The sequence below is a fragment of the Saccharopolyspora antiqui genome (assembly GCF_052246905.1).
Lineage (GTDB): Bacteria > Actinomycetota > Actinomycetes > Mycobacteriales > Pseudonocardiaceae > Saccharopolyspora.
The window spans coordinates 88,773-108,608 of the sequence record NZ_JBQQBO010000011.1 but is presented as its reverse complement, the minus strand read 5'-3'; the positions used below and the strand labels follow the sequence as shown (position 1 = coordinate 108,608).

General features: G+C 69.5%; 20 protein-coding genes. 11 read left to right on the top strand and 9 right to left on the bottom strand.

Translation table 11 applies throughout. The features are described from left to right. Window positions 1-26 precede the first annotated feature (26 nt). Window positions 27-629 carry a 3-isopropylmalate dehydratase small subunit gene (leuD, locus tag ACTWQN_RS18960; protein WP_443204833.1) on the top strand — a complete coding sequence of 201 codons (603 nt, stop codon included), beginning with the start codon at window positions 27-29 and terminating at the stop codon, window positions 627-629. 232 nt (window positions 630-861) lie between these two features. Next, the gene (locus ACTWQN_RS18955) at window positions 862-1,482 is read left to right on the top strand and encodes an HU family DNA-binding protein (RefSeq protein WP_443204937.1); all 621 of its coding nucleotides are present in this window, start codon (window positions 862-864) and stop codon (window positions 1,480-1,482) included. 617 nt (window positions 1,483-2,099) lie between these two features. On the opposite strand, the gene ACTWQN_RS18950 is transcribed toward ACTWQN_RS18955, so the two are convergent. The 3 genes from ACTWQN_RS18950 to cofC all read right to left on the bottom strand — a co-directional run bounded on the left by ACTWQN_RS18950 (window position 2,100) and on the right by cofC (window position 6,113). Next, window positions 2,100-3,086 carry an NUDIX hydrolase gene (locus ACTWQN_RS18950; RefSeq protein ID WP_443204832.1) on the bottom strand — a complete coding sequence of 329 codons (987 nt, stop codon included), beginning with the start codon at window positions 3,084-3,086 and terminating at the stop codon, window positions 2,100-2,102. Between the two features lie 5 nt (window positions 3,087-3,091). Beyond that, window positions 3,092-5,215: an RNA degradosome polyphosphate kinase gene (locus ACTWQN_RS18945; RefSeq protein WP_443204936.1), complete on the bottom strand. Its 2,124-nt coding sequence runs from the start codon at window positions 5,213-5,215 to the stop codon at window positions 3,092-3,094. A 229-nt stretch (window positions 5,216-5,444) separates the two neighbouring features. Next, the gene (gene cofC / locus ACTWQN_RS18940) at window positions 5,445-6,113 is read right to left on the bottom strand and encodes a 2-phospho-L-lactate guanylyltransferase (protein WP_443204831.1); all 669 of its coding nucleotides are present in this window, start codon (window positions 6,111-6,113) and stop codon (window positions 5,445-5,447) included. 138 nt (window positions 6,114-6,251) lie between these two features. Between cofC and ACTWQN_RS18935 the strand changes: the two genes are divergently transcribed. From ACTWQN_RS18935 to ACTWQN_RS18920, 4 genes are all read left to right on the top strand, one after another. Continuing rightward, entirely contained in the window at window positions 6,252-7,031 is a 780-nt protein-coding gene (locus ACTWQN_RS18935) for a lysophospholipid acyltransferase family protein (RefSeq protein WP_443204830.1), read from the top strand. Then, on the top strand, window positions 7,018-8,025 hold the full coding sequence (locus ACTWQN_RS18930; RefSeq protein WP_443204829.1) for an NAD(P)H-dependent glycerol-3-phosphate dehydrogenase: 1,008 nt from the start codon (window positions 7,018-7,020) through the stop codon (window positions 8,023-8,025). The genes ACTWQN_RS18935 and ACTWQN_RS18930 overlap by 14 nt, the downstream gene beginning before the upstream one ends. Before the next feature lie 35 nt (window positions 8,026-8,060). After that, window positions 8,061-9,167: a cystathionine gamma-lyase gene (locus ACTWQN_RS18925; RefSeq protein WP_443204828.1), complete on the top strand. Its 1,107-nt coding sequence runs from the start codon at window positions 8,061-8,063 to the stop codon at window positions 9,165-9,167. Window positions 9,168-9,410: 243 nt separating this feature from the next. Beyond that, a complete protein-coding gene (locus ACTWQN_RS18920) occupies window positions 9,411-9,890 on the top strand; it encodes a cysteine dioxygenase (protein WP_443204827.1) in 480 nt (159 codons plus the stop codon). Window positions 9,891-9,920: 30 nt separating this feature from the next. Here ACTWQN_RS18920 and ACTWQN_RS18915 read toward each other — a convergent pair whose 3' ends face one another. Continuing rightward, on the bottom strand, window positions 9,921-10,556 hold the full coding sequence (locus tag ACTWQN_RS18915) for an FMN-binding negative transcriptional regulator (RefSeq protein ID WP_443204826.1): 636 nt from the start codon (window positions 10,554-10,556) through the stop codon (window positions 9,921-9,923). A gap of 173 nt (window positions 10,557-10,729) precedes the next feature. Beyond that, window positions 10,730-11,392, bottom strand: coding sequence for a pyridoxamine 5'-phosphate oxidase family protein (locus ACTWQN_RS18910; protein WP_443204825.1), 663 nt, complete (start codon window positions 11,390-11,392; stop codon window positions 10,730-10,732). Between the two features lie 60 nt (window positions 11,393-11,452). Between ACTWQN_RS18910 and pdxR the strand changes: the two genes are divergently transcribed. Together pdxR and ACTWQN_RS18900 are read left to right on the top strand one after the other, a co-directional pair. Continuing rightward, window positions 11,453-12,865, top strand: a complete 1,413-nt coding sequence (gene pdxR, locus ACTWQN_RS18905; protein WP_443204824.1) for a MocR-like pyridoxine biosynthesis transcription factor PdxR — start codon at window positions 11,453-11,455, stop codon at window positions 12,863-12,865. 223 nt (window positions 12,866-13,088) lie between these two features. Beyond that, window positions 13,089-14,180, top strand: a complete 1,092-nt coding sequence (locus tag ACTWQN_RS18900) for a D-alanine--D-alanine ligase family protein (RefSeq protein WP_443204823.1) — start codon at window positions 13,089-13,091, stop codon at window positions 14,178-14,180. A 27-nt stretch (window positions 14,181-14,207) separates the two neighbouring features. Here the strand turns inward: ACTWQN_RS18900 and ACTWQN_RS18895 are convergent, their stop codons facing one another. Beyond that, window positions 14,208-14,729 (bottom strand): DUF3515 domain-containing protein, encoded by a 522-nt coding sequence (locus ACTWQN_RS18895; protein ID WP_443204822.1) that lies wholly within the window; start codon window positions 14,727-14,729, stop codon window positions 14,208-14,210. A 202-nt stretch (window positions 14,730-14,931) separates the two neighbouring features. Continuing rightward, window positions 14,932-15,165 carry an Lrp/AsnC ligand binding domain-containing protein gene (locus ACTWQN_RS18890; protein ID WP_443204821.1) on the bottom strand — a complete coding sequence of 78 codons (234 nt, stop codon included), beginning with the start codon at window positions 15,163-15,165 and terminating at the stop codon, window positions 14,932-14,934. Between the two features lie 98 nt (window positions 15,166-15,263). Here ACTWQN_RS18890 and ACTWQN_RS18885 point away from each other — a divergent pair, with 98 nt between their 5' ends. Further along, window positions 15,264-16,229, top strand: coding sequence for a thiamine-phosphate kinase (locus ACTWQN_RS18885; protein WP_443204820.1), 966 nt, complete (start codon window positions 15,264-15,266; stop codon window positions 16,227-16,229). Window positions 16,230-16,286: 57 nt separating this feature from the next. On the opposite strand, the gene ACTWQN_RS18880 is transcribed toward ACTWQN_RS18885, so the two are convergent. Beyond that, window positions 16,287-17,627: an MFS transporter gene (locus ACTWQN_RS18880; protein ID WP_443204819.1), complete on the bottom strand. Its 1,341-nt coding sequence runs from the start codon at window positions 17,625-17,627 to the stop codon at window positions 16,287-16,289. 461 nt (window positions 17,628-18,088) lie between these two features. Here ACTWQN_RS18880 and ACTWQN_RS18875 point away from each other — a divergent pair, with 461 nt between their 5' ends. After that, the gene (locus ACTWQN_RS18875) at window positions 18,089-18,763 is read left to right on the top strand and encodes a uracil-DNA glycosylase (RefSeq protein ID WP_443204818.1); all 675 of its coding nucleotides are present in this window, start codon (window positions 18,089-18,091) and stop codon (window positions 18,761-18,763) included. A 98-nt stretch (window positions 18,764-18,861) separates the two neighbouring features. Further along, entirely contained in the window at window positions 18,862-19,446 is a 585-nt protein-coding gene (locus ACTWQN_RS18870; protein WP_443204817.1) for an Rv1733c family protein, read from the top strand. A gap of 99 nt (window positions 19,447-19,545) precedes the next feature. Here the strand turns inward: ACTWQN_RS18870 and rpmB are convergent, their stop codons facing one another. Continuing rightward, a complete protein-coding gene (rpmB, locus tag ACTWQN_RS18865; protein ID WP_443204816.1) occupies window positions 19,546-19,737 on the bottom strand; it encodes a 50S ribosomal protein L28 in 192 nt (63 codons plus the stop codon). Window positions 19,738-19,836 lie beyond the last annotated feature (99 nt).

Sequence of the window (19,836 nt, the reverse complement as noted above, 5' to 3'; positions counted from 1 at the left end):
CGAACAAGCTACTTGGAGCAGTGACGATGGAACCGTTCAAGACGCACACCGGGGTCGGCGTCCCGCTGCGCCGGTCCAACGTGGACACCGACCAGATCATCCCGGCGGTCTACCTCAAGCGGGTCTCCCGGACCGGTTTCGAGGACGCCCTGTTCGCCGCCTGGCGCGGGGATGAGAACTTCATCCTGAACCACGAGGTCTTCCGCAACGGCAGCGTGCTGGTCGCCGGACCCGATTTCGGCACCGGGTCCTCGCGCGAGCACGCCGTGTGGGCGCTGAAGGACTACGGCTTCCGGGTGGTCATCTCGGCCCGTTTCGCCGACATCTTCCGCGGCAATGCGGGCAAGCAGGGACTGCTGGCCGCCCAGTGCGAGCAGTCCGATGTGGAGCTGCTGTGGAAGCTGCTGGAGAACGAGCCGGGTACCGCCGTAACGGTCGATCTTCAGCGACGGACCGTGCATGCCAAGGACCTCACGGTGCCCTTCAGCATCGACGACTACACCCGCTGGCGGTTGCTGGAAGGGCTCGACGACATCGGTCTGACGCTGCGCCACGCCGAGACGATCGACACTTTTGAGCAAGCCCGGCCGAGCTTCAAACCGGTCACCCTGCCCGCCCGCACACCCTGATTCCGACCCTTCACGGGGGCGAGTTTTTCCCGGCGTACAAGGAAAAACTCCCCCGCTGAGGGACAACTGAACAGTTGCTCCAGGACCCCAGCGGACCCCATGCCTGGACTCGATTCCCCACGCCCCAAACGAAAAAATGAGGCGTGGCGAATGGCATTTGTTTGTCCGGGGCTTTACCGTTGACATTGAGTCGGCCCAACGGGGCCGTTGTTGTGTCCTGGGAGGGACTGAAGTGAACAAGGCCCAACTCATCGAGGCTCTGGCAGAACGCCTCGGAGACAAGAAGACCGCCAGCCAGGCCGTGGAAAGCGTTGTGGACATCATCGTTCGCAACGTCAACAAAGGCGAGAAGGTCAACATCACCGGCTTCGGCGTTTTCGAGAAGCGGGCCCGTGCCGCACGCACCGCCCGCAACCCGCGCACCGGTGAGAGCGTGAAGGTCAAGAAGACCAACGTTCCCGCCTTCCGCGCTGGCACCCAGTTCAAGGAAGTTGTGGGCGGACAGCGGAAACTGCCGCGCGTCTCCGCGGCCAAGGCGGCCACCACCCGTGGTGCGACCACCAAGACCGCGACCGCCACCAAGGCCGCTGCCGGTACTCGCGCCAAGGCCACCGCCACGCGGGCGGCTGCGGCGAAGCCCGCCGGCCGCGCGACGGCGAAGGCCGCGGCCGCCACCAAGGCGGCCCCGAAGCGGACCACCAAGGCGGCGACCACCGCCAAGGCGACCACGACGAAGCGCGCGGCCACCGCCAAGGCCGCGCCGAAGGCCGCTGCGGCCAAGACCGCGGCAGCCAAGACCACCCGTCCGGCAACCAGGAAGGCGACGACCACGCGCAAGTCCACGAAGAAGTGAGTGCTCGCCTCGGCAGCGAGCACTGGTGGACCGAGCGGGCGGCGAACTAGCCCCGAACCCGGGGTAGTAGCCGCCCGCTCACGGCGACAAGATCCTGTTGTCGGGCGCGATTCGCGTAGCCGGGCGCCCGGCGGGATCCCCGATTCAGGTGTCCGGACGCAGTATCGGGGTTCCTAACGCGAGAGAGTGTCTGAAAAGCCACGCATCGTCGATCCCACGCCCGGTCGATCCTCGGGTGGTCGCTCTCCCCGTGTAGTTGCGCCGGGGCGTCGGTCGCGTCGATCCGCGCAAAGCGCCACAGGCTCTGAGAAGGCCGTGGCCGCCGGATGTTCCGCAGGTCATGAAGAGCGCCAGTGGGCGGTGCGCAACGCCCACACGGCGCGATCAGGGCCAGGAATCGGCCGCGCAGCGGCCTGTCATTCGTCGGAGTCGGGGCGTCGGGCGATGGGTTCGCCGACGCATCCGTCCCTTGTGTCCTCGCCGCTGTGTCCTCGCCGCGGTTTTGACGGAACCTTCCGACACCGCCCCAGCTGCGGACCTCCGGTGCGCGTCGCGCCCGTGGATGGCCGGTCCGGGGCGCGGAAAGTCCGGTCGGCGGCGTAGCGGCCCGCGCCTGCTCAGGCGAGCGGGTCCGCCAAGTAGTCGGCCGCGGCGAGCCGCAGTGCCGGACCGCTGCCGTTGCCGGAATACCGGTCCCGGCTGAACGTCAGCGTCCAGACGCTGCTCTTCCGGCTGGCCACCTCGCCCAGCGGCAGCCCCGCCGAATCCGCCAGCCGGGTCACCAGATCCGGGATGACGCCGCCCTGGCTGCACACCAGCGCGGTGCCGGTACCGGCACCGACGCGCAGCATCCGGTCGACGGCCGCGTCCGGGTCGCTCAGGTAGTGCTCTTCGGAGAACAGCGGCTCGATGGCAATCTCGATTCCCAGGTCGGCGGCAATCGGCGCCACCGTTTGTTCGCAGCGCAGCCGTGGCGCGGAATAGATCCGGGTCGGGCCGAACAATGGCAACAGCGAATGCAATGCGTCGCGCTGCCGGCGACCCGCTTCGCTGAGCGGGCGCCAAACGTCATCCCCAGCCCATTCGGACCGTTTGCCCGCTTTCGCGTGCCGCACCAGCAGCACGGTCGCCGAATCGACCGGCAACCGATCGAAAGCGTCGAGCACGTCCACGTCCTGCGAATAGCTGAGCCACCCGCGCGCCTGGTCGATGCCCAGCCAACGCAGTTCGTCCACTTCGCTGTTCGGGGCGAAAGCCCCCTCGCGGACCGAAGCGGTGAAGTAGTCGACCACTTTCGCCGCGCGGTGGCCGTCGGATTCCGGCACCGAGTAGTTCACCTGGGTCAGGAATCGGGACAGCACGCAGGAAAACCCGGTCTCCTCGGCGACCTCGCGGACGGCGGCGTGCGCGGGCAGCTCACCGGCGTCGAGTTTGCCCTTGGGCAGCGACCAGTCGTCGTAGCGGAGCCGGTGCACGAGCGCCACCTCGGTGCCGTCCGGACCCGGGCGCCACAGCACGGCCCCAGCCGCCCGGATCGGTTCGCCAGCCGCGTCGGTCCGTTCGTCGATTTCGCCGGACACCGGCTGGTTCTCGGTCACGCTCATCTTCCTCAACGAACCTTCGCGCCGTGCAGGCGCAGCATTTCCACCTGGTGATCGCGAACCTGCTCCCCGCTGCGCGGGGACGCCTCCCAATCCCCCTTCGCGTTGAGCACCCAGCAGCGCGTCGACGGGTGCAGCGTCGAGTCGAGCATCGCGTCGAGCTGCGCGGTGAGCTTGGCGTCGGTGACCCGCACCTGCGTTTCGATGCGGCGGTCGAGGTTGCGGTGCATCATGTCGGCGCTGCCGATCCAGTGCTCGTCGATGCCGACGAAGTGGAACACCCGGGAATGTTCGAGGAACCGGCCCAGGATCGAGCGGACCTCGATGTTCTCGCTGAGCCCGTCCACCCCCGCCTTGAGCGCGCAGATCCCGCGCACCACCACCTGCACCGGTACGCCGCCCTCCGAGGCCCGGTAGAGGGCGTCGATGATCTGCTCGTCGACCAGCGAGTTCACCTTCATCCTGATGCCGCACGGCAGACCCTGCCTGGCCCGTTCGGTCTCGGCCTCCACGCGCTGCACGATGCCGTTGCGGATGCCCTGCGGGGACACCAGGATCCGGCGGTACTGGCCGTGCCGGGCATATCCGGTCAGCACGTTGAACAGGTCGGTGAGGTCGGCGCCGATCTCCGGCGAAGCGGTCAGCAGGCCCAGATCCTCGTAAATCCGGGCGGTCTTCGGGTTGTAGTTGCCGGTGCCCAGGTGGCAGTAGCGGCGGATCGTCGAGCCTTCCTGGCGCACCACCAGCGCGGTCTTGCAGTGCGTCTTCAACCCGACCAGGCCGTAGACGACGTGCACCCCGGAACGCTCCAGGGTCCGCGCCCACTGGATGTTGGCCTGCTCGTCGAACCGCGCCTTCAACTCCACCAGCGCCACCACCTGCTTGCCCGCCTCGGCCGCGTCGATGAGGGCGTTGACGATCGGTGAGTCACCGGAAGTGCGGTACAGGGTTTGCTTGATGGCCAGCACGTGTGGATCGGCCGCGGCCTGCTCGATGAACCGCTGCACCGAGGTGGAGAACGAGTCGTAGGGGTGGTGCACCAGCACGTCGCCCTCGCGAAGCGTGGAGAAGATGCTCTTCGGCGTCTGCCCCTCGGCGAACGCGGGATGCGTCGCGGGCACGAACGGCGCTTCCTTGAGATCCGTGCGGTGCAACCGGTCGAGCTGGAACAGGCAGGACAGGTCCAGCAGGCCCTTGACCTCCACCACGTCGTGCTGGTCCACCTCCAGTTCGCGCAGCAGCAGTTCGAGCATGTTCTCGCTCATCGTGTCGGTCACTTCCAGCCGCACCGGCGGCCCGAAGCGGCGTCGCGCGAGTTCCCGCTCCATGGCCTGCAGCAGGTCTTCGTCGCGGTCCTCCTCGACTTCCAGGTCGGCGTTGCGGGTGACCCGGAAGATGTGGTGCTCGGCGACCCGCATGCCGGGGAACAGCTTTCCCAGGTGTGCGGCGATGAGCTCTTCCAGCGGCAGGAACGTGGCGTGCTCGTTCTCCCGGTCGGCTTCCACGCGGATCAACCGCGGCACGTTGTCCGGCACCTTCACCCGCGCGAAGCGCCGCAGCCCGGCGTCCGGATCGGCGACGGTCACCGCGAGGTTCAGCGACAGCCCGGAGATGTAGGGGAACGGGTGCGCCGGGTCGACCGCCAGCGGGGTGAGCACCGGGAAGATGTGGTCCTCGAAGTAGCGGCTCAGCTTGACCTGGTCGGCGGTCTCCAACTCGGCCCAGTTGAGGATCCGGATGCCGTGCGCCTCCAGTTCGGGCAGCAGTTCGTCGAGGAAGACCCGGCTCAGCTTCTCCATCAGGTCCTGGTTGCGGGCGGAGATCCGGGCCAGCTGCTCGTGCGGGGTCAGCCCGTCGGCGCTGCGCACCGAAAGGCCGGTTTCCTCGCGGCGCTTCAACCCGGCGACCCGCACCATGTAGAACTCGTCCAGGTTGGACGCGAAGATCGCGAGGAACTTGGTGCGCTCCAGCACCGGCTGCGACTTGTCCTCGGCGATCGCCAGCACCCGCGCGTTGAAATCCAGCCAGGACAGTTCGCGGTTGAGGTAGCGGTCCTCGGGCAGGTCGGTGGTGGCTGCCGCGCGGGTCACCGCGGGCGGTGCCGATGGCACCCGGGCGCCGTCGGGGTTCACGGCTGCTGTCGGTGCGTCGACAGCGACCGGATTTCCGGCGCGGCGCGATGGGCGAGGCGTACGGCCGGTGGTCCGTCCGCTGGAGGTTCGCTTGGCGGGCTGCTTCGGCGCCCGATCGCTGCTGTCGGTGCTCACAGCCCCCATTGTCACCCATCAGACGGGTGTAGCTCGATGACTTGGCGGGTGTGCGACGTCATGGTTGCCAGTGCGTGAGCGGGTTGGAAACCGCTCACGCACTCCCGACCCGACTGGTGGTGCGTGGGCCGACACCGAGCGTGATCGCGGCGGCGAGATCGGCTTCGGTGTCCACGTCGCACCGCAGCGAGTCCCACGGGCCGAGCAGGGTTTTCGCTCCGGTCTCGGCGTGCGCCTCGGCCGAGTCGGGACCGAACCGGGGATCCAGCGGCCGACCGGGCTCGGCTAGCAGCAGCGTGGTGCCGGTGCCGTGCCGGTCCGGGCAGCACGATCGATCGTCCCCGGCGGCGCTGATCGCGGCCCCGAGCTCCGCGGGCCGCAGCGCGGGAAGATCGGCTTGCAGCGCCCCGATCCGCGACACCGATCCGCGCTGCCGCAACTGGGCGCCGCCGTGCCGCAACGCGGCGTTGAGCCCACCGGTCGGCAGGTCCGCGAGCACCTCGACGCCTTCGGCGGCGAAGGCCGCGGTGAGCATCGGGTCGGAGGTCACCACGACGACGTCGGCGACGCCGGGCGCCCGGCGCGCGGCGCCGACGGTGTCCAATGCCATGGCGGCGACGAGGTCGGCGTGCTTGGCCGGCGGCCGCGTGCCGACCAGCCGCGATTTCGCCAGGTGCAGCGGCTTGATCGGCACGATGAGGTGCACCGCGGTGCAGACCGGCTTCGGGAACCGGTCCAAGGACTGATCGTTATCGGCGGTCACAGGTCCATCTTCCCCGTACTGGCACAATGCGCCCTCGCCCCACCGCTCGGGGACTTCGGTGGTGCGGCTGGTTGACGGTGTGGTGGGGTGCGGCAGGTAACTTGGCTGGCGCTTGCGACTGGAAAGGGATGTTGCATCGTGGCGGAACCGAAGAGCCTCCGGCGCCTGCGGAGGCAGACCAACGAAGCGGCGCGGGGCATGGGCAAGTTCTGGCTCGGCCTGGCCCGCGCGGTCTGCTACCCGCTGACCGCGGCGCTGGCCCGCGTCCGGGTGACCGGCCTGCACCACGTCCCGGCCGAAGGTCCGGCGCTGCTGGTGTTCAACCACGTCTCGCACCTGGACCCGATCTTCGACGCGGTCACGGTGCACCGCGCGGGGCGGGTGCCGAGGTTCCTGGCGAAGAACACGTTGTGGAAAGTGCCGGTGCTCAAGAGCGTGCTGGTCGGGGTCGAGCAGATCCCGGTCTACCGCGGCACCTCGGACGCGCAGAAGAGCCTGCAGGACGCGCACGCCGCGCTGGAGCGCGGCAAGGCCATCGTGATCTATCCGGACGGCACCATCACCAAGGACCCGGACGGCTGGCCGATGACGCCGAAGGTCGGGGTGGCGCGGTTGGCGCTGGCCCACGACATCCCGGTGATCCCGGCCGCCAGGTGGGGCACCCGGCAGATCTACGACCACTACCAGAAGCGGTTCCGGCCCTTCCCGCGCAAGACGGTCACCATCGCCTTCGGCGAGCCGCTGGACCTGTCGGCCTATCGCGGCATGGAGCACGACACGCACGCCCTGCGGGAGGTATCGCACCTGGCGATGGCCCGCGTGCGGGAACTGCTCGGCGAGGCCCGCGGCGAACAACCGCCGACCGAGTTCTACAGCTCCGCCCGCAAACCCGGTCGGGACACCGATGGCGCGGCCTGAGCGGATCGCGGTCCTGGGCGCTGGTTCCTGGGGCACCACGTTCGCGAAGGTGCTCGCCGACGCGGGCAACGACGTGGTCCTGTGGGCGCGGCGCGCCGAGATCGCCGCGGCGATCAACGAAACCCGCCGCAACGTCGGATATCTGCCGAACGTCCAACTGCCGTCGGCGTTATGCGCCACCGATGACGCGGTCGAGGCGGTGCACGGCGCCGGGGCCGTCGTGCTCGCGGTGCCCAGCCAAACACTGCGTGAGAACCTGACCGGGTGGCAGCCGCTGCTGCCGCCCGAGGCGACGTTGGTGAGCCTGGCCAAGGGCGTGGAGCTGAGCACCTTGAAGCGGATGAGCGAGGTGATCGGTGAGGTCGCCGACGTGCCGATGGAGCACGTCGCGGTCGTCTCCGGTCCCAACCTCGCCAAGGAGATCGCCGTCGAGCAGCCGACCGCGACCGTGGTGGCGTGCCGGGACCACGAGCGCGCCGTCGCGCTGCAGCACGCTTGCTCGACGCCGTACTTCCGGCCCTACACCAACACCGACCTGGTCGGCATCGAGATCGCCGGTGCGTGCAAGAACGTGATCGCGTTGGCGTGCGGAATGGCCGCCGGTCTGGGCTTCGGGCACAACACGATGTCCTCGTTGATCACCCGGGGGCTGGCCGAGACGACGCGGCTGGGCGTCGCGCTGGGCGCCGATCCGATGACCTTCGCCGGGCTGGCCGGGCTGGGCGATCTGGTCGCCACGGCGATGTCGCCGCTGTCGCGCAACCGGACTTTCGGCGAACGGCTGGGCCGCGGCGAAACCCTGGCGCAGGCGCAAGCCGCCGCGCACGGGCAGGTTTCCGAGGGCGTCAAGTCGTGCTCGTCGATCCGGCAGCTGGCCGCGCGGCACGGCGTGGAGATGCCGATCACGGATGTGGTGCACCGGGTCTGCCACGAAGGACTCGCACCCGCACCGGCGGCCGCCGAACTGCTGGGGCGCGAACGCAAGCCGGAATGAGCTCGGGTGAGCGCATCCGATCGAGTAGGAGAGTCGTGACCACATCGGATCTTGGCGACGGCACGCGGTGCGTGCGCGGCGGACACCCGGAACCGGCCAGCGGGACACCGCTGTTGCCCGGCCCGGTGTTCGCGGCGCCGTTCCACCTGGGCGAGGACTTCCAGGGCGGCGACTTCTACGGGCGGGCGGGCAATCCCACCTGGCGCGCGCTGGAGTCGGCGATCGGCGACCTCGACGGCGGGCACTGCGTCCTGCTGCCGTCGGGCATGGCCGCGATCAGCACCCTGCTGCGCGCGGTGCTGCGCACCGGTGACGCCCTGATCCTGCCCAGCGACGGCTACTACGCGACGCGCCAACTGGTGCACGACGAGCTGACCGAGCTGAAGCTGGACGTCCGGGAGATCGCCACGCCCGGTCCGTGGCACGACGACGTTTTCGCCGGGGTTCGCCTGGTGCTGCTGGAAACCCCGTCGAACCCCGGTCTCGACGTGTGCGACATCGCCGAGCTCGCCGAACGCGCGCACGCGGCGGGTGCGCTGCTCGCGGTGGACAACACCACGGCGACACCGCTCGGGCAGCGCCCGCTGGAACTGGGCGCGGACATCGTGGTCGCCAGCGACACCAAGGCGTTGTCCGGGCACAGCGATCTGCTGCTCGGGCACGTGTCGGTCCGCGACGCGGAGTTGGCGCAGCGGTTGGTGCGGGCCCGGACCCTGTCCGGCTCGATCCCCGGCCCGTTCGAGACCTGGCTGGTGCACCGCAGCATGGGCACGCTCGACCTGCGCCTGGCGCGGCAGGCCGAGAACGCCGCCGCGCTCGTCGAAGCGCTGCGCGATCACCCGGCGGTTTCCGGGCTGCGTTGGCCCGGCGCCCCGGGCGATCCGTCGCACGATCTCGCACGGCGCCAGATGCGCCGCTGGGGTGGGGTGTTCCGGTTCGAGCTGGCCGATGCCGCGGCCGTCGAGGAATTCGTCCGGCGCAGCCGCTTGGTCGTCGCGGCCACCAGCTTCGGCGGTCTGCACAGCACCGTCGACCGCCGGGCCCAGTGGGGGGACCCGGTCCCGGACGGTTTCGTCCGCTTCTCCGCGGGCTGCGAGGACTCGGCCGACCTCGTCGCCGACGTCCTCCAGGCCCTGGGATGACCAGGCGAAATCGCACTGTGGTGTGAGATGTCGCGGCTCGGGTTGACGTGGGCCGGGTTGGCTGGTTCAGTCTCCGTCGTGTTGTTGCGCGCTATGACTGATCGACGGGGTCACATCGACCTGCGCCGCGTCGCAAGCGCGCTCTGTCTGTGTTCTTCGTGTTGATCGATTCCCGCAAGTTCCGGTTAGCCGCGGTGTGTTTCCGCGTGCCCCGGCTCGTCACGATCACGAAGGACATCTCCCGTGTTCGCCGTTCCACCGAATACCGTTGCCGCATCTGCCGATCTCAGCATCGCGCACCCGGTCCGCATCGCCCGTGAACTCGCCGCCGACCGCGGCTCGTGGACGCACCTGCTGCGCTACGACCCGGATGAGCGCTGGGTGGGTCTGCTCGCGCGCACCGAGAGCTACGAGGCGTGGTTGCTGAGCTGGCTGCCGGGCCAGCACACCGACCTGCACGACCACGGCGGCGCCACCGGCGCCTTCACCGTGATCGCCGGGACCTTGACCGAGCGCGTCATCCACCGCGCGTCCACCGAGGTGCTGCATCCCCTGGTCGCCGGGCAGTCCAGGGTCTTCGGCCCCAACTACGTCCACCAGGTCCACAACAACGCCTCCGACCCGGCGGTCAGCATCCACGTCTACCGCCCAACCCGACCCCCGATGACCCGCTACACCCACGACCCAATCACCGGATCGGTTAGGAGTGAAGGGCACCTTTGACCTAGTAAGCCGGTCAAAGGTGCCCTTCACTCAGCTTGTTCTGCGGTGCAGGCGGCGGAGTTGTTGGGTTGCGGTGGCTTGGTCGCGGGGACCGTCCCTTTTGATCAGTTCGTTGGCGACGGACTCCTGCAGGGCGGGGGGCTTGTTGTCGCCGTACTTGAACTTCGCCGTCGCCGATTCGACGTGCACGATCACGCCGCGAATGCCCGCCAGCAGCCGGTGGAACGGGCCGTCGTGCGCGGTGACCTCGGCCGTCCCGCCTGCGGGTTGGAAGTGCTCGATCTGGCGTTGCAGCAAAGCGGCCTTGGCATCCGGGTCGTCCACCAGCTCCGCGGTGCCCGAGAGCTGCACGCTCGCGTAGTGGCTCGTCGGCACGCCAGAGGTGGGCGGGGCATCGGCCTCGGTCCGCCACGGGCCGGGGATGAAGGCGTAGTCGTCCACAATCGACAGCAGGCAGCGCGGATCGTGCTCCAGCGCGCGCCAGATCGGGTTGGGCCGCGCCAGGTGCAGCAGGACGCGGTCGTCGTCGAACACGAAGTGCACCGGCTGCACGATCGGGCGGCGGTCCGGATCCACGGCGACGAGCTGGCCGAAGTCGTGCCCATCGGTCAGCCACTGCTGCCATTCCTGATCGTCGAGCGCCGAATCCCAGGGGTGGACCAGCATTCATGCCTCCGGAGTGCGTTTCGCGAAGTGCGGCGCCGAGATCACGCATCCGGCAACAACGGCAACATTGCCATTTCCGACGCGATCATTCCCGCCTCCGATGCGCGGAAATCGGTCGGTGCGGGCCGCTGTTCGCCACACCGGATGAGCGAGCTCTGCCGACTCGATGACGGTCAAGCCGGGTACTTCCGCTCGCTGACGTGCGGCGGAACTTCGAACTCCGCCGACAGGTCCGCCGCGGGTTCCGGCGCACCCCACCGCGTTCGCAGCGGGAGCACGCCCGCCCAAGCCGTGCCCGCCGCGACGTCCTCGACGTCGTCCTGCGGGCCGCCTGTGCGGATCTTCACCGCGGCCTCGGCGAGGTCCACGGCGATGACCGCGGTGGCGGCCAGCTCCCGCTTGTTCGGCTGCCGCGAGTGCTGCCACGAGCCGGGGGCGAGTTGATCGGTGATCACCCGCAACGCCAGCCACTTCTCGTCGGCGTCGACGACGTCCCGCGCCCGCCCGTGGATCATGGCGGAGCGGAAGTTCGCCGAGTGGTGGAACAGCGAGCGCGCGTAGACGATGCCGTCGAGGTGGGTCACCGTGACGCAGACCTCGACGCTTTCGGCGGCCTCGCGCAGACTCCGCGCACCGGTCGAACCGTGGACGTAGAGCGTGTCGCCGCTTCGGCCGTAGCCGGTGGGCAGCACCCTGGGCGAGCCGTCGACGAGCAGCCCGAGGTGGCAGATCAGCCCCGCGTCCAGGGTCGCGTACAGGTCGCTGCGCTCGGTGCGCGCCTTCGCGCTGCCGCGGCGGATGGTGGTCCGGTCGGTGGTGGAGAGCTGTCGGGTCACGTCGAACAGGATCTTCCAACAAGTGGCATTATCGAAGTGCCAATCGGGGAGAATTTCGAAATGCCACATTCCGTGCCCGCGGCCAGCTCACCACTGCTGGAGCTCGCCATCGAGCTGCACCGCGACGATCCGCGTCCGCTGGCCGTGCAACTCGCCGACGCCTTGCGCCACGCGGCGACGATCGGCCAGTTGCGCGGCGGTGACCGGCTGCCGTCCACGCGTGCGCTCGCCCGCCACCTGGTGGTGAGCCGCACGGTCACCGCTGCGGCCTACGAACAGCTGCACGCCGAGGGCTGGATCGCGGGTCGGCACGGCTCGGGAACCTACGTCACCACCAGCCCACCGGGCTCGCGGTCCAGCACGACCGTCGGTGCCAAGCGCGGCGAGCGGGCGCCGGACGAACCGATGGTGGTGTTGACACCCGGTGTGCCGTGGGCGGAAGGCGTCGACCGGGCGGCGTGGCGCCGCGCCTGGCGCGCGGCCGCCGACACGGAGCCGGACTGGCAGCCGCACCGCGCGGGTCTGATCGAGTACCGCGAAGCCGTCGTCGAGCACTTGCTGCGGCACCGCGGCCTGGTCGTCGGCGGCCTGACCGTCGACAACGTGCTGGCGACCGGCGGCACCACCTCGGCCGTCGTGGAGCTGTCGTCGGCGGTGCTGGCGCGCGGTGCGCGCGTCGCGGTGGAGGAACCCGGCTACCAGCGCGCGGTCGGTGCGCTGCGCTCGACAGGCGTGCGCGTGGTACCGGCACCGGTCGATCACGCGGGCATCGTGGTCGACGCCATCCCGCGCGGGGTGCAGGCCGTCTACTGCTCGCCCGCCCACCAGTACCCGATCGGCGGGCGGCTGCCCGCGGAACGCCGGATCGCCCTGGTGGAGCGGGCGCGCGCCGAGAACTGGCTGATCGTCGAGGACGACTACGACGGGGAGCTGCGCTACGACGTGGCGCCGCTGCCGGTGCTCGCGTCGATGGCCCCGGACGTCGTCGTGCACCTCGGCACGACCAGCAAGATCCTCACCCCGACCCTGGGGGTGGGCTGGATGCTGGCTCCCGATGCGGTCGCCGCCGCCGTGCTGGAGCAGCGGGATCGCACCGGCACCGGCCCGGCGCCCGCCGGTCAACGGGTGCTGGTGGAGCTCGCCCGGCACGGCGACCTTGGGCGGCACCTGCGGCGGTTGCGGCGCGAACTCTCCCAGCGGCGCGCCGTCGTGGTGGACGGGCTCGCCGCCGAGGGCGTCGAGGTGTTCGGCGACCGCGCCGGGGCGCACGTGGTGCTGCCGCTGCCGGACGCCGAAACCGAGCAGCGGGTGGTGGCGCTGGCCGAGCAGCACGGACTGGTGCTGGACGGACTGCGGCGACACCACTGCGGTCCGCAGCAGTGGTTCGGGCTCGCGCTCGGCTACGCCGCGTGCACGCGCGGCGAACTGGAGCGGGCGCTGCCGGTCTTGGCCAGGTTGTGCGGCGGGAGGTGAACCATCTCTCGCTTCGAAGTGGCGCCAGCGCCCAACCGGCGCCGCCGCGGGACTCGGCTCCTGCGGGCGATTTCGCGCGAAATCGCCAAATCCGCGACCTCCGGCGGCGCGCGGAACGGGATCGCGGAACGAGGTCGAGGATGGGCTTTGAGTTCCGTCGACCCGCGCCGTCGAGGCGGCCTTTGTGACACGGTCGGTTGGCACGCCGGGTATGGTCCGGCGCATGACACAGCGCAAGATCCGGGTGGCGGTCGTCTTCGGCGGGCGCAGCACCGAACACGGCATTTCCTGCGTGTCCGCCGGTAGCGTGCTATCGCACCTGGACCGGGACCGCTTCGAGATCGTGCCGGTCGGCATCACCCGCGAAGGCGCGTGGGTGCTCGGCACCGACGACCCGAAGCAGCTGGAGATCCGGGACCGCAAGGCGCCCGAGGTGGTGGCCGGCACCGCCATCGCGCTGCCCGGCGACCCCACCCGCCGCGAACTGGTGCTGCTGGAGCCGGGGCGGGGTGGCGAGGTGCTGTCGTCGGTTGACGTGGTGTTCCCGGTGCTGCACGGGGCCTTCGGCGAGGACGGCACCATCCAGGGGTTGCTGGAGATGGCCGACGTGCCCTACGTCGGGCCGGGCGTGCTGTCCAGCGCCGTGTCGATGGACAAGGAGTACACCAAGAAGCTGCTCGCCGCGGCGGGCCTGGCGGTTGGTCGCTACGAGGTGCTGCGCCGCAATCAGTCCACACTGGACGATCTCCAGCGCGACCGGCTCGGGCTGCCGGTGTTCGTCAAGCCCGCGCGGGCCGGGTCGTCGCTTGGCATCACGAAGGTCACCGACTGGGCCCAGCTGGACGGCGCGATCGCCGAGGCGCGGCGCACCGACCCGAAGGTGATCATCGAGTCGGCGGTGGTCGGCCGCGAGATCGAGTGCGGTGTGCTGGAGTTCCCGGACGGCCGGGTCGAGGCATCGCAGCCCGCCGAGCTGCGGGTGACCGGTGAGTCCGACTGGTACGACTACGAGTCCAAGTACCTCGACGACGTCACCGAGTTCGACATCCCGGCGAAGATCGGTGACGACGCGATCGAGCAGCTGCGCGCCACCGCGGTGCGCGCCTTCGAGGCGCTGGAGTGCCAGGGATTGGCGCGGGTCGACTTCTTCCTCGCCGAGGACGGCGAGCTGATCGTCAACGAGGTCAACACGATGCCGGGCTTCACCGCGATCTCGCTGTACCCGCGGATGTGGGCGCACACCGGCATCGACTACCCGACCCTGCTGAGCACTCTGGTCGACACGGCCATCACCAGGGGCACCGGCCTGCGCTGACCCGCCGGGCCCGAAACGCCGAGCCGGTCAGGGGAAGACCGGTTGCTTCGGCAGGGTGTTGCGGAGGATCGCGGAGAGGTCTTGGAGCGGGCCGGTGCCGGTGTCCTGGGCAGCGCTCAGGGCGACGTAGACCGGGCGGTCGACGGCCAGCCACGAGGTGTCGCCGCCCTGGTTGATCTCCAGCCAGCTGACCCCGGAGACGTCCACCAGCGGCGCCGTCGGCGTCAGTTCCGCTGGCGCGTCGATACCGCAGCGCACCGTCACCGGGTCGTGCTCCGCATCTCCCCACGCGACGGACGACGCCGGTGCGGGCTGCGCCAGTGCTCGGCGCGGAACGTGCTCGCCGTCCACGACCAGCTCGTTGGGCAGTGCCGCGAGCAGCGTCGCGCACTCCGGCGCGGTCGCCTTCGGCGCCGGGACCGGCGCGAGCGCCAGCGGTCCGGTCCGCCGGGCGTCCTCGGCCCGCTGCGCCTGGTGTTCGCCATACCAGCTGTAGGCGCCGATCCCGGCGACCGCCAGGGCGAGCAGTGCACCGAGTGCGATCGCCACGATCAACACCGGTCGGGGCACTCCGGGCGCTGATTGGTGAGCCACGTCGTCCACTACAGCACGGCTGCCGCTGGCTGTTGGAAGCGGGCCGCGCACGTCGGGGTGAAGGGCATCAGCGGCCGTGCGCGTTTCGACGCCGACAGCGTCGACACCCTTGCGAACAACCACAGCCCATCAGGTCCCGCACCCCGGAAACTTCGAATCAGAGGTGCACCACGGGGCAGGTGAGGGTCCGGGTGATGCCTTCTACGTTCTGGATCCTCGCGACGACCATCTTGCCGAGCTGGTCGACATTCTCGGCCTCCGCGCGCACGATCACGTCATACGGACCGGTGACGTCCTCCGCGCTGAGGACGCCCGGCGAACCGGCGATCTCGGCGGCTACCGCCGCCGCCTTGCCGACTTCGGTCTGGATGAGGATGTATGCCTGAACCACGGCGTGCCCCTATCGTCTTGCCGATGTGCTCGGGGTAGGAAACTGGCAGAAAGCTACCCCATCTGACCGAGCGGATGCTCAAGGAAGGAAGGTCCCAGTTGGGTCCTGATTCGTCGCAGGACGCACAGACCGTTTCCCAGTTGGGTGAGTTCGGTCTCATCGATCGAGTAACGGCCGGGCGCGCACAGTCACCAGGCACGTTATTGGGGCCCGGCGACGACGCCGCGGTCCTGGCGGCGCCGGACGGCCGGGTCGTGGCCACCACCGATGTGCTGGTGGAACAGGTGCACTTCCGTTTCGACTGGTCGACGCCGCATCAGGTGGGCCGCAAAGCGGTGGCGGTGAACCTCTCCGACATCGCCGCGATGGGCGCGGTCCCCACCGGTCTGCTGGTCGGGTTGGGGTGCTCGCCGGAACTGCCCACGAATGTGGTCGACGAGCTCGTCGCGGGCATGTGGGAAGAAGCACAGCTGGTCGGCATCGGCATCATCGGTGGCGACATGGTGTCAGCCACCACACTGACGATCTCCATCACAGCGCTTGGCGACCTGCAGGGCCGGGCCCCGGTGACCCGCGCCGGCGCGCGCCCCGGTGACGTCGTCGCGGTGGCCGGTCGGCTCGGTTGGTCGGCGGCCGGGTTGGCCGTGCTGGGGCGGGGTTTCCGCTCCCCGGTCGCGGTGGTCGGCGCGCATCGCGTCCCGGAGCCGCCGTACGCGGCCGGGCCGCAGGCGGCGGTCGCCGGGGCGACGTCCATGGTGGACACCTCGGACGGGCTGCTGGCCGATCTCGGGCACATCGCCACCGCTTCGCAGGTGGCCATCGACATCAACACCGAGCAGGTGGCGGTGCCGCAGCGGCTGACCGAGGTGGCCTCCGCGCTGGGCGCCGACGCCCGGCACTGGGTGCTCACCGGCGGTGAGGACCAGGCGCTCGCCGCGACGTTCCCGCCCGGCCGCCCGCTCCCGGAGGGCTGGCACGCCATCGGCGTGGTCGCCGAAGGCTCCGGTGTCACGGTCGACGGCGGCGAGTACGAGGGATCCTCGGGCTGGCAGCACTGGCGCTGACGTGAAGAACCCCGATGCGCCGCAGCACATCGGGGCTCTTCGCGTTTCGGCCGGTACTCAAGTCGCCGGAGTTGTCGCTGTGGTGGACGGGGCGTCCTGCATCAGCGGTTTCTTCGCCGTCTCCTTCATCAGCAGGATCGGCCCGAGGGCCACCAGAGCGGCTGCCATCAGGTAGAACGCCGGGAAGAAGTCGTTCCCGGTCGACTTGACCACCGCGTCGTTGACCAGCGGAGCGGTTCCGCCGAAGGCCGCCGTCGAGATGTTGTAGCCGATGCAGAAGGCCGCGTAGCGGACCTTGGTCGGGAACATCGCCGGTAGCGTCGCCGCCAGCGGTCCGATCAGCTGCACGTGCCCGATCGACAGCAGCGCCAGGCCGAACACCGTGGTCAACACGGTGCCCTGCGAGATCAGCAGGAACGCCGGGATCGGCAGCACGATGAAGCAGATCGCCGCGGACAGGAACAGCGGCTTGCGGCCGACCCGGTCCGACAACGCACCCACCGGGGTGATGATCACCAGCATGAACACCACGGTGAGCAGCAGCGGGATCAGCACCTGGTACTCCTGGCCGTCCGGCACGTGGAGCGTGTCCTTCAGGTACGTCTCCATGTAGGTCAGGATGGTGTAGTTGGCGACGTTGATCAGCACCACGATGCCCATCAGGATCAGCAGCTGCCGCCACCATTGGCTGATCAGGTCCCTCAGCGGCGACTTGGCCACCTGGTGGGTCGCTTCCAGGTTCTTGAACGCCGGGGTGTCTTCCAGCTTGCTCCGCAGGTAAAGCCCGACTGCGCCGAGCGGACCGGCGATCAGGAACGGAATGCGCCAGCCCCAGGTTTCCATCGAGGCGCTGTCCAGATTGAGGATCAGGATGGTCGGCACCAGCGCGCCGAATCCGAATCCGACCAGGGTGCCGAATTCCAACCAGCTGCCCCAGAAGCCGCGTCGGCGGTCGGGCGCGAACTCGGCGATGTAGGTGGCCGCGCCGCCGTATTCGCCGCCGGTGGAGAAGCCCTGCAGCAGTCGGCACAGCAGCAACAGCATCGGCGCGAAGAGGCCGATTGCGCTGTAGGTGGGCAGCAGCCCGATGACGAACGTCGACCCCGACATCAGCAGGATCGTCACCGCCAGCACCTTCTGCCTGCCGATTCGGTCGCCCAGCGGACCGAAGAAGAGGCTGCCCAGTGGGCGGAACAGGAAGGAGATGGCGAAGACGCCGAAGGCCGAGACCGTCTCCCATGGACCGGGGAAGAACTGGTGGCCGACATATGCGGCCACATAGGCATATACGCCGAAGTCGTACCACTCCGTGCAGTTACCGATTGCCGCCGCGCCGACCGCGCGGCGCAGCAGAGCTCGCTGCTCAGCGGGTGTTTCGGCTGTTTCCTGCGAAGTCATGAGTTTGTGGCCCACCTCCGGGTCATGCCATCCACGGCCGTGGTGATTCGGAACCCCGCAGAACCTAGCCGAGCGACCAGTGGGAGGCCACCAAAAGGCCTGGATTGTGCATTCCGATGTTATTTCCTTTATGCAAAAGGTCACTGGTCGAGCGGTCTGTCCGTTGCCTCCTGGGGTCACTCATTTGACAGTCGAATTAGCTGGATGACGGGCGGAAATGAGGCTTTCGTGCGGTGCCCGGATACGGGCTGCGCCATATCGCCCGCGATGTTACCTCGAACGAGTGTGAGTTGCGACACGTTGACGCACTGCTGGTTGGATGTCGGGGCGGTCGGAGGTTGATCTCGACGGCCTGCCGGGGGAGATGCATGATGCCGGGGCCCCGGCGCGAGAGGCTGTCCGAGGTTCCGCTACCCGCACCGCCACGCCAGCCCAATCCGCGCACCCCTTAAGGTGCTGCCATGGCCGCACGTCCGTTGCACGAGCTCGTGGAGGCCGGGTGGGCGCAGGCCCTGGAACCGGTCGCCGATCAGATCAGGACGATGGGCGAGTTCCTGCGTGCCGAGGTTGCCGCGGGCCGCACCTACCTGCCGGATCCGAAGTACGTCCTGCGCGCCTTCGAGCAGCCGTTCCACGACGTGCGGGTGCTGATCGTCGGCCAGGACCCGTACCCGACGCCCGGACATCCGGTCGGGCTGAGCTTCTCCGTGGCGCCCGGCGTCGCGCCACCGCGCAGCCTGGTCAACATCTTCCAGGAGTACGCCGAGGACCTCGGCCACCCGAAGCCGACCAGCGGTGACCTCACGCCGTGGACCGAGCGCGGCGTGCTGCTGCTCAACCGGTCGTTGACGGTCCGGCCCGGCAAGCCCGGCTCGCACCGCGGCAAGGGTTGGGAGGAAGTCACCGCGCAGGCCATCCGCGCGCTGGCCGCCCGCGACGAGCCGCTGGTGGCGATCTTGTGGGGGCGCGACGCCCGTGACCTGCGCCCGCTGATGCCCGGTGTGGAATGCGTCGAATCGCCGCATCCCAGCCCGATGTCGGCGGACCGCGGCTTCTTCGGTTCCCGCCCGTTCAGCCGGGTCAACGACATCCTGGCGCGCAAGGGCGTCGAGTCCATCGACTGGAAGCTGCCCTGATCGGCGTTTTGCCTGGTCGCGGTGTATGGATTTCGGTCCCGCCCGGTCGTACATTGGCCCTTGCCGGAAGATGCGCTCGGGGCGGAAGAAGGCTCGTCATGCCAGCCCGCCGGAACAGCAGCGACCTGCGGCGACTGGCCCGCAGGATATTTCCGGGCGCGAATCCGCTGCGGCGGCGCACCGACTATTTCGAACTGATCGCGCTGCTGGCCGTCGTGCTGATCGCCGTGATCGCCGTGGCGCTGGCCATTTCGACGGCACAGGCGGAACTGCGCGGTCGGCTCATCGAGGTGGACCGGGAGCAGGCCGGTAAGCACCAGGTCGTGGCGACCGTCCTCGCCGAGGTCGACAGCGCGAGCACGACGCACCGGACGGTCGCGGTGCGCTGGGGCCAGCCGCCGGACGAGCACTTCGCGGTCGTCAACCTGCCGCCGCGCGCCCCGGCCACCAACACCGTCCCGGTGTGGCTGGACCAGCAGGGCCAGCTGACCGCTCCGCCGCTGACCCGCGGCGAGGCCACGCAGGCCGCCGGACTCGCCGGTGCGGGCGTGCTGATCGGGGCCGTGCTGGTCACGGTCGTGGGCCTGACCGGCGCCCGGCTGTGGGTCGCCCGACGCCGACTCGCCGCCTGGGCCGCCGAATGGGAGCGGGTCGGTCCGCAGTGGCGCAACCACGCGTCCTAGCGGGGCAACTCACGAGCGGGACGAGTTCGACGGCAGGGCTGCTGGGCACGCAAAAACCCCGAGGTGGTTGGCCTCGGGGTTTCGTTGCGCGCAGTCGCGTCAGCCGCGGGTGACCTTCCCCGCCTTCAAGCACGAGGTGCACACGTTCATGCGCTTGCGCTGCGAAAGACCGATCTTGGCGTGCACGGTCTGAATGTTCGGGTTCCACCGGCGCCTGGTCTTCCGGTGGGAGTGCGAGACCGAGTTGCCGAAGCCTGGTCCCTTACCGCAGACGTCGCAGACGGCAGCCACGTCAGACACCCCTTACTTTGCTTGACGGTTACAGCGATGAGAGTCACGCAAGCGCGCGACCCGAGTGAGGGCACTCGCGTGAGAGCTTGCTGTCCACCG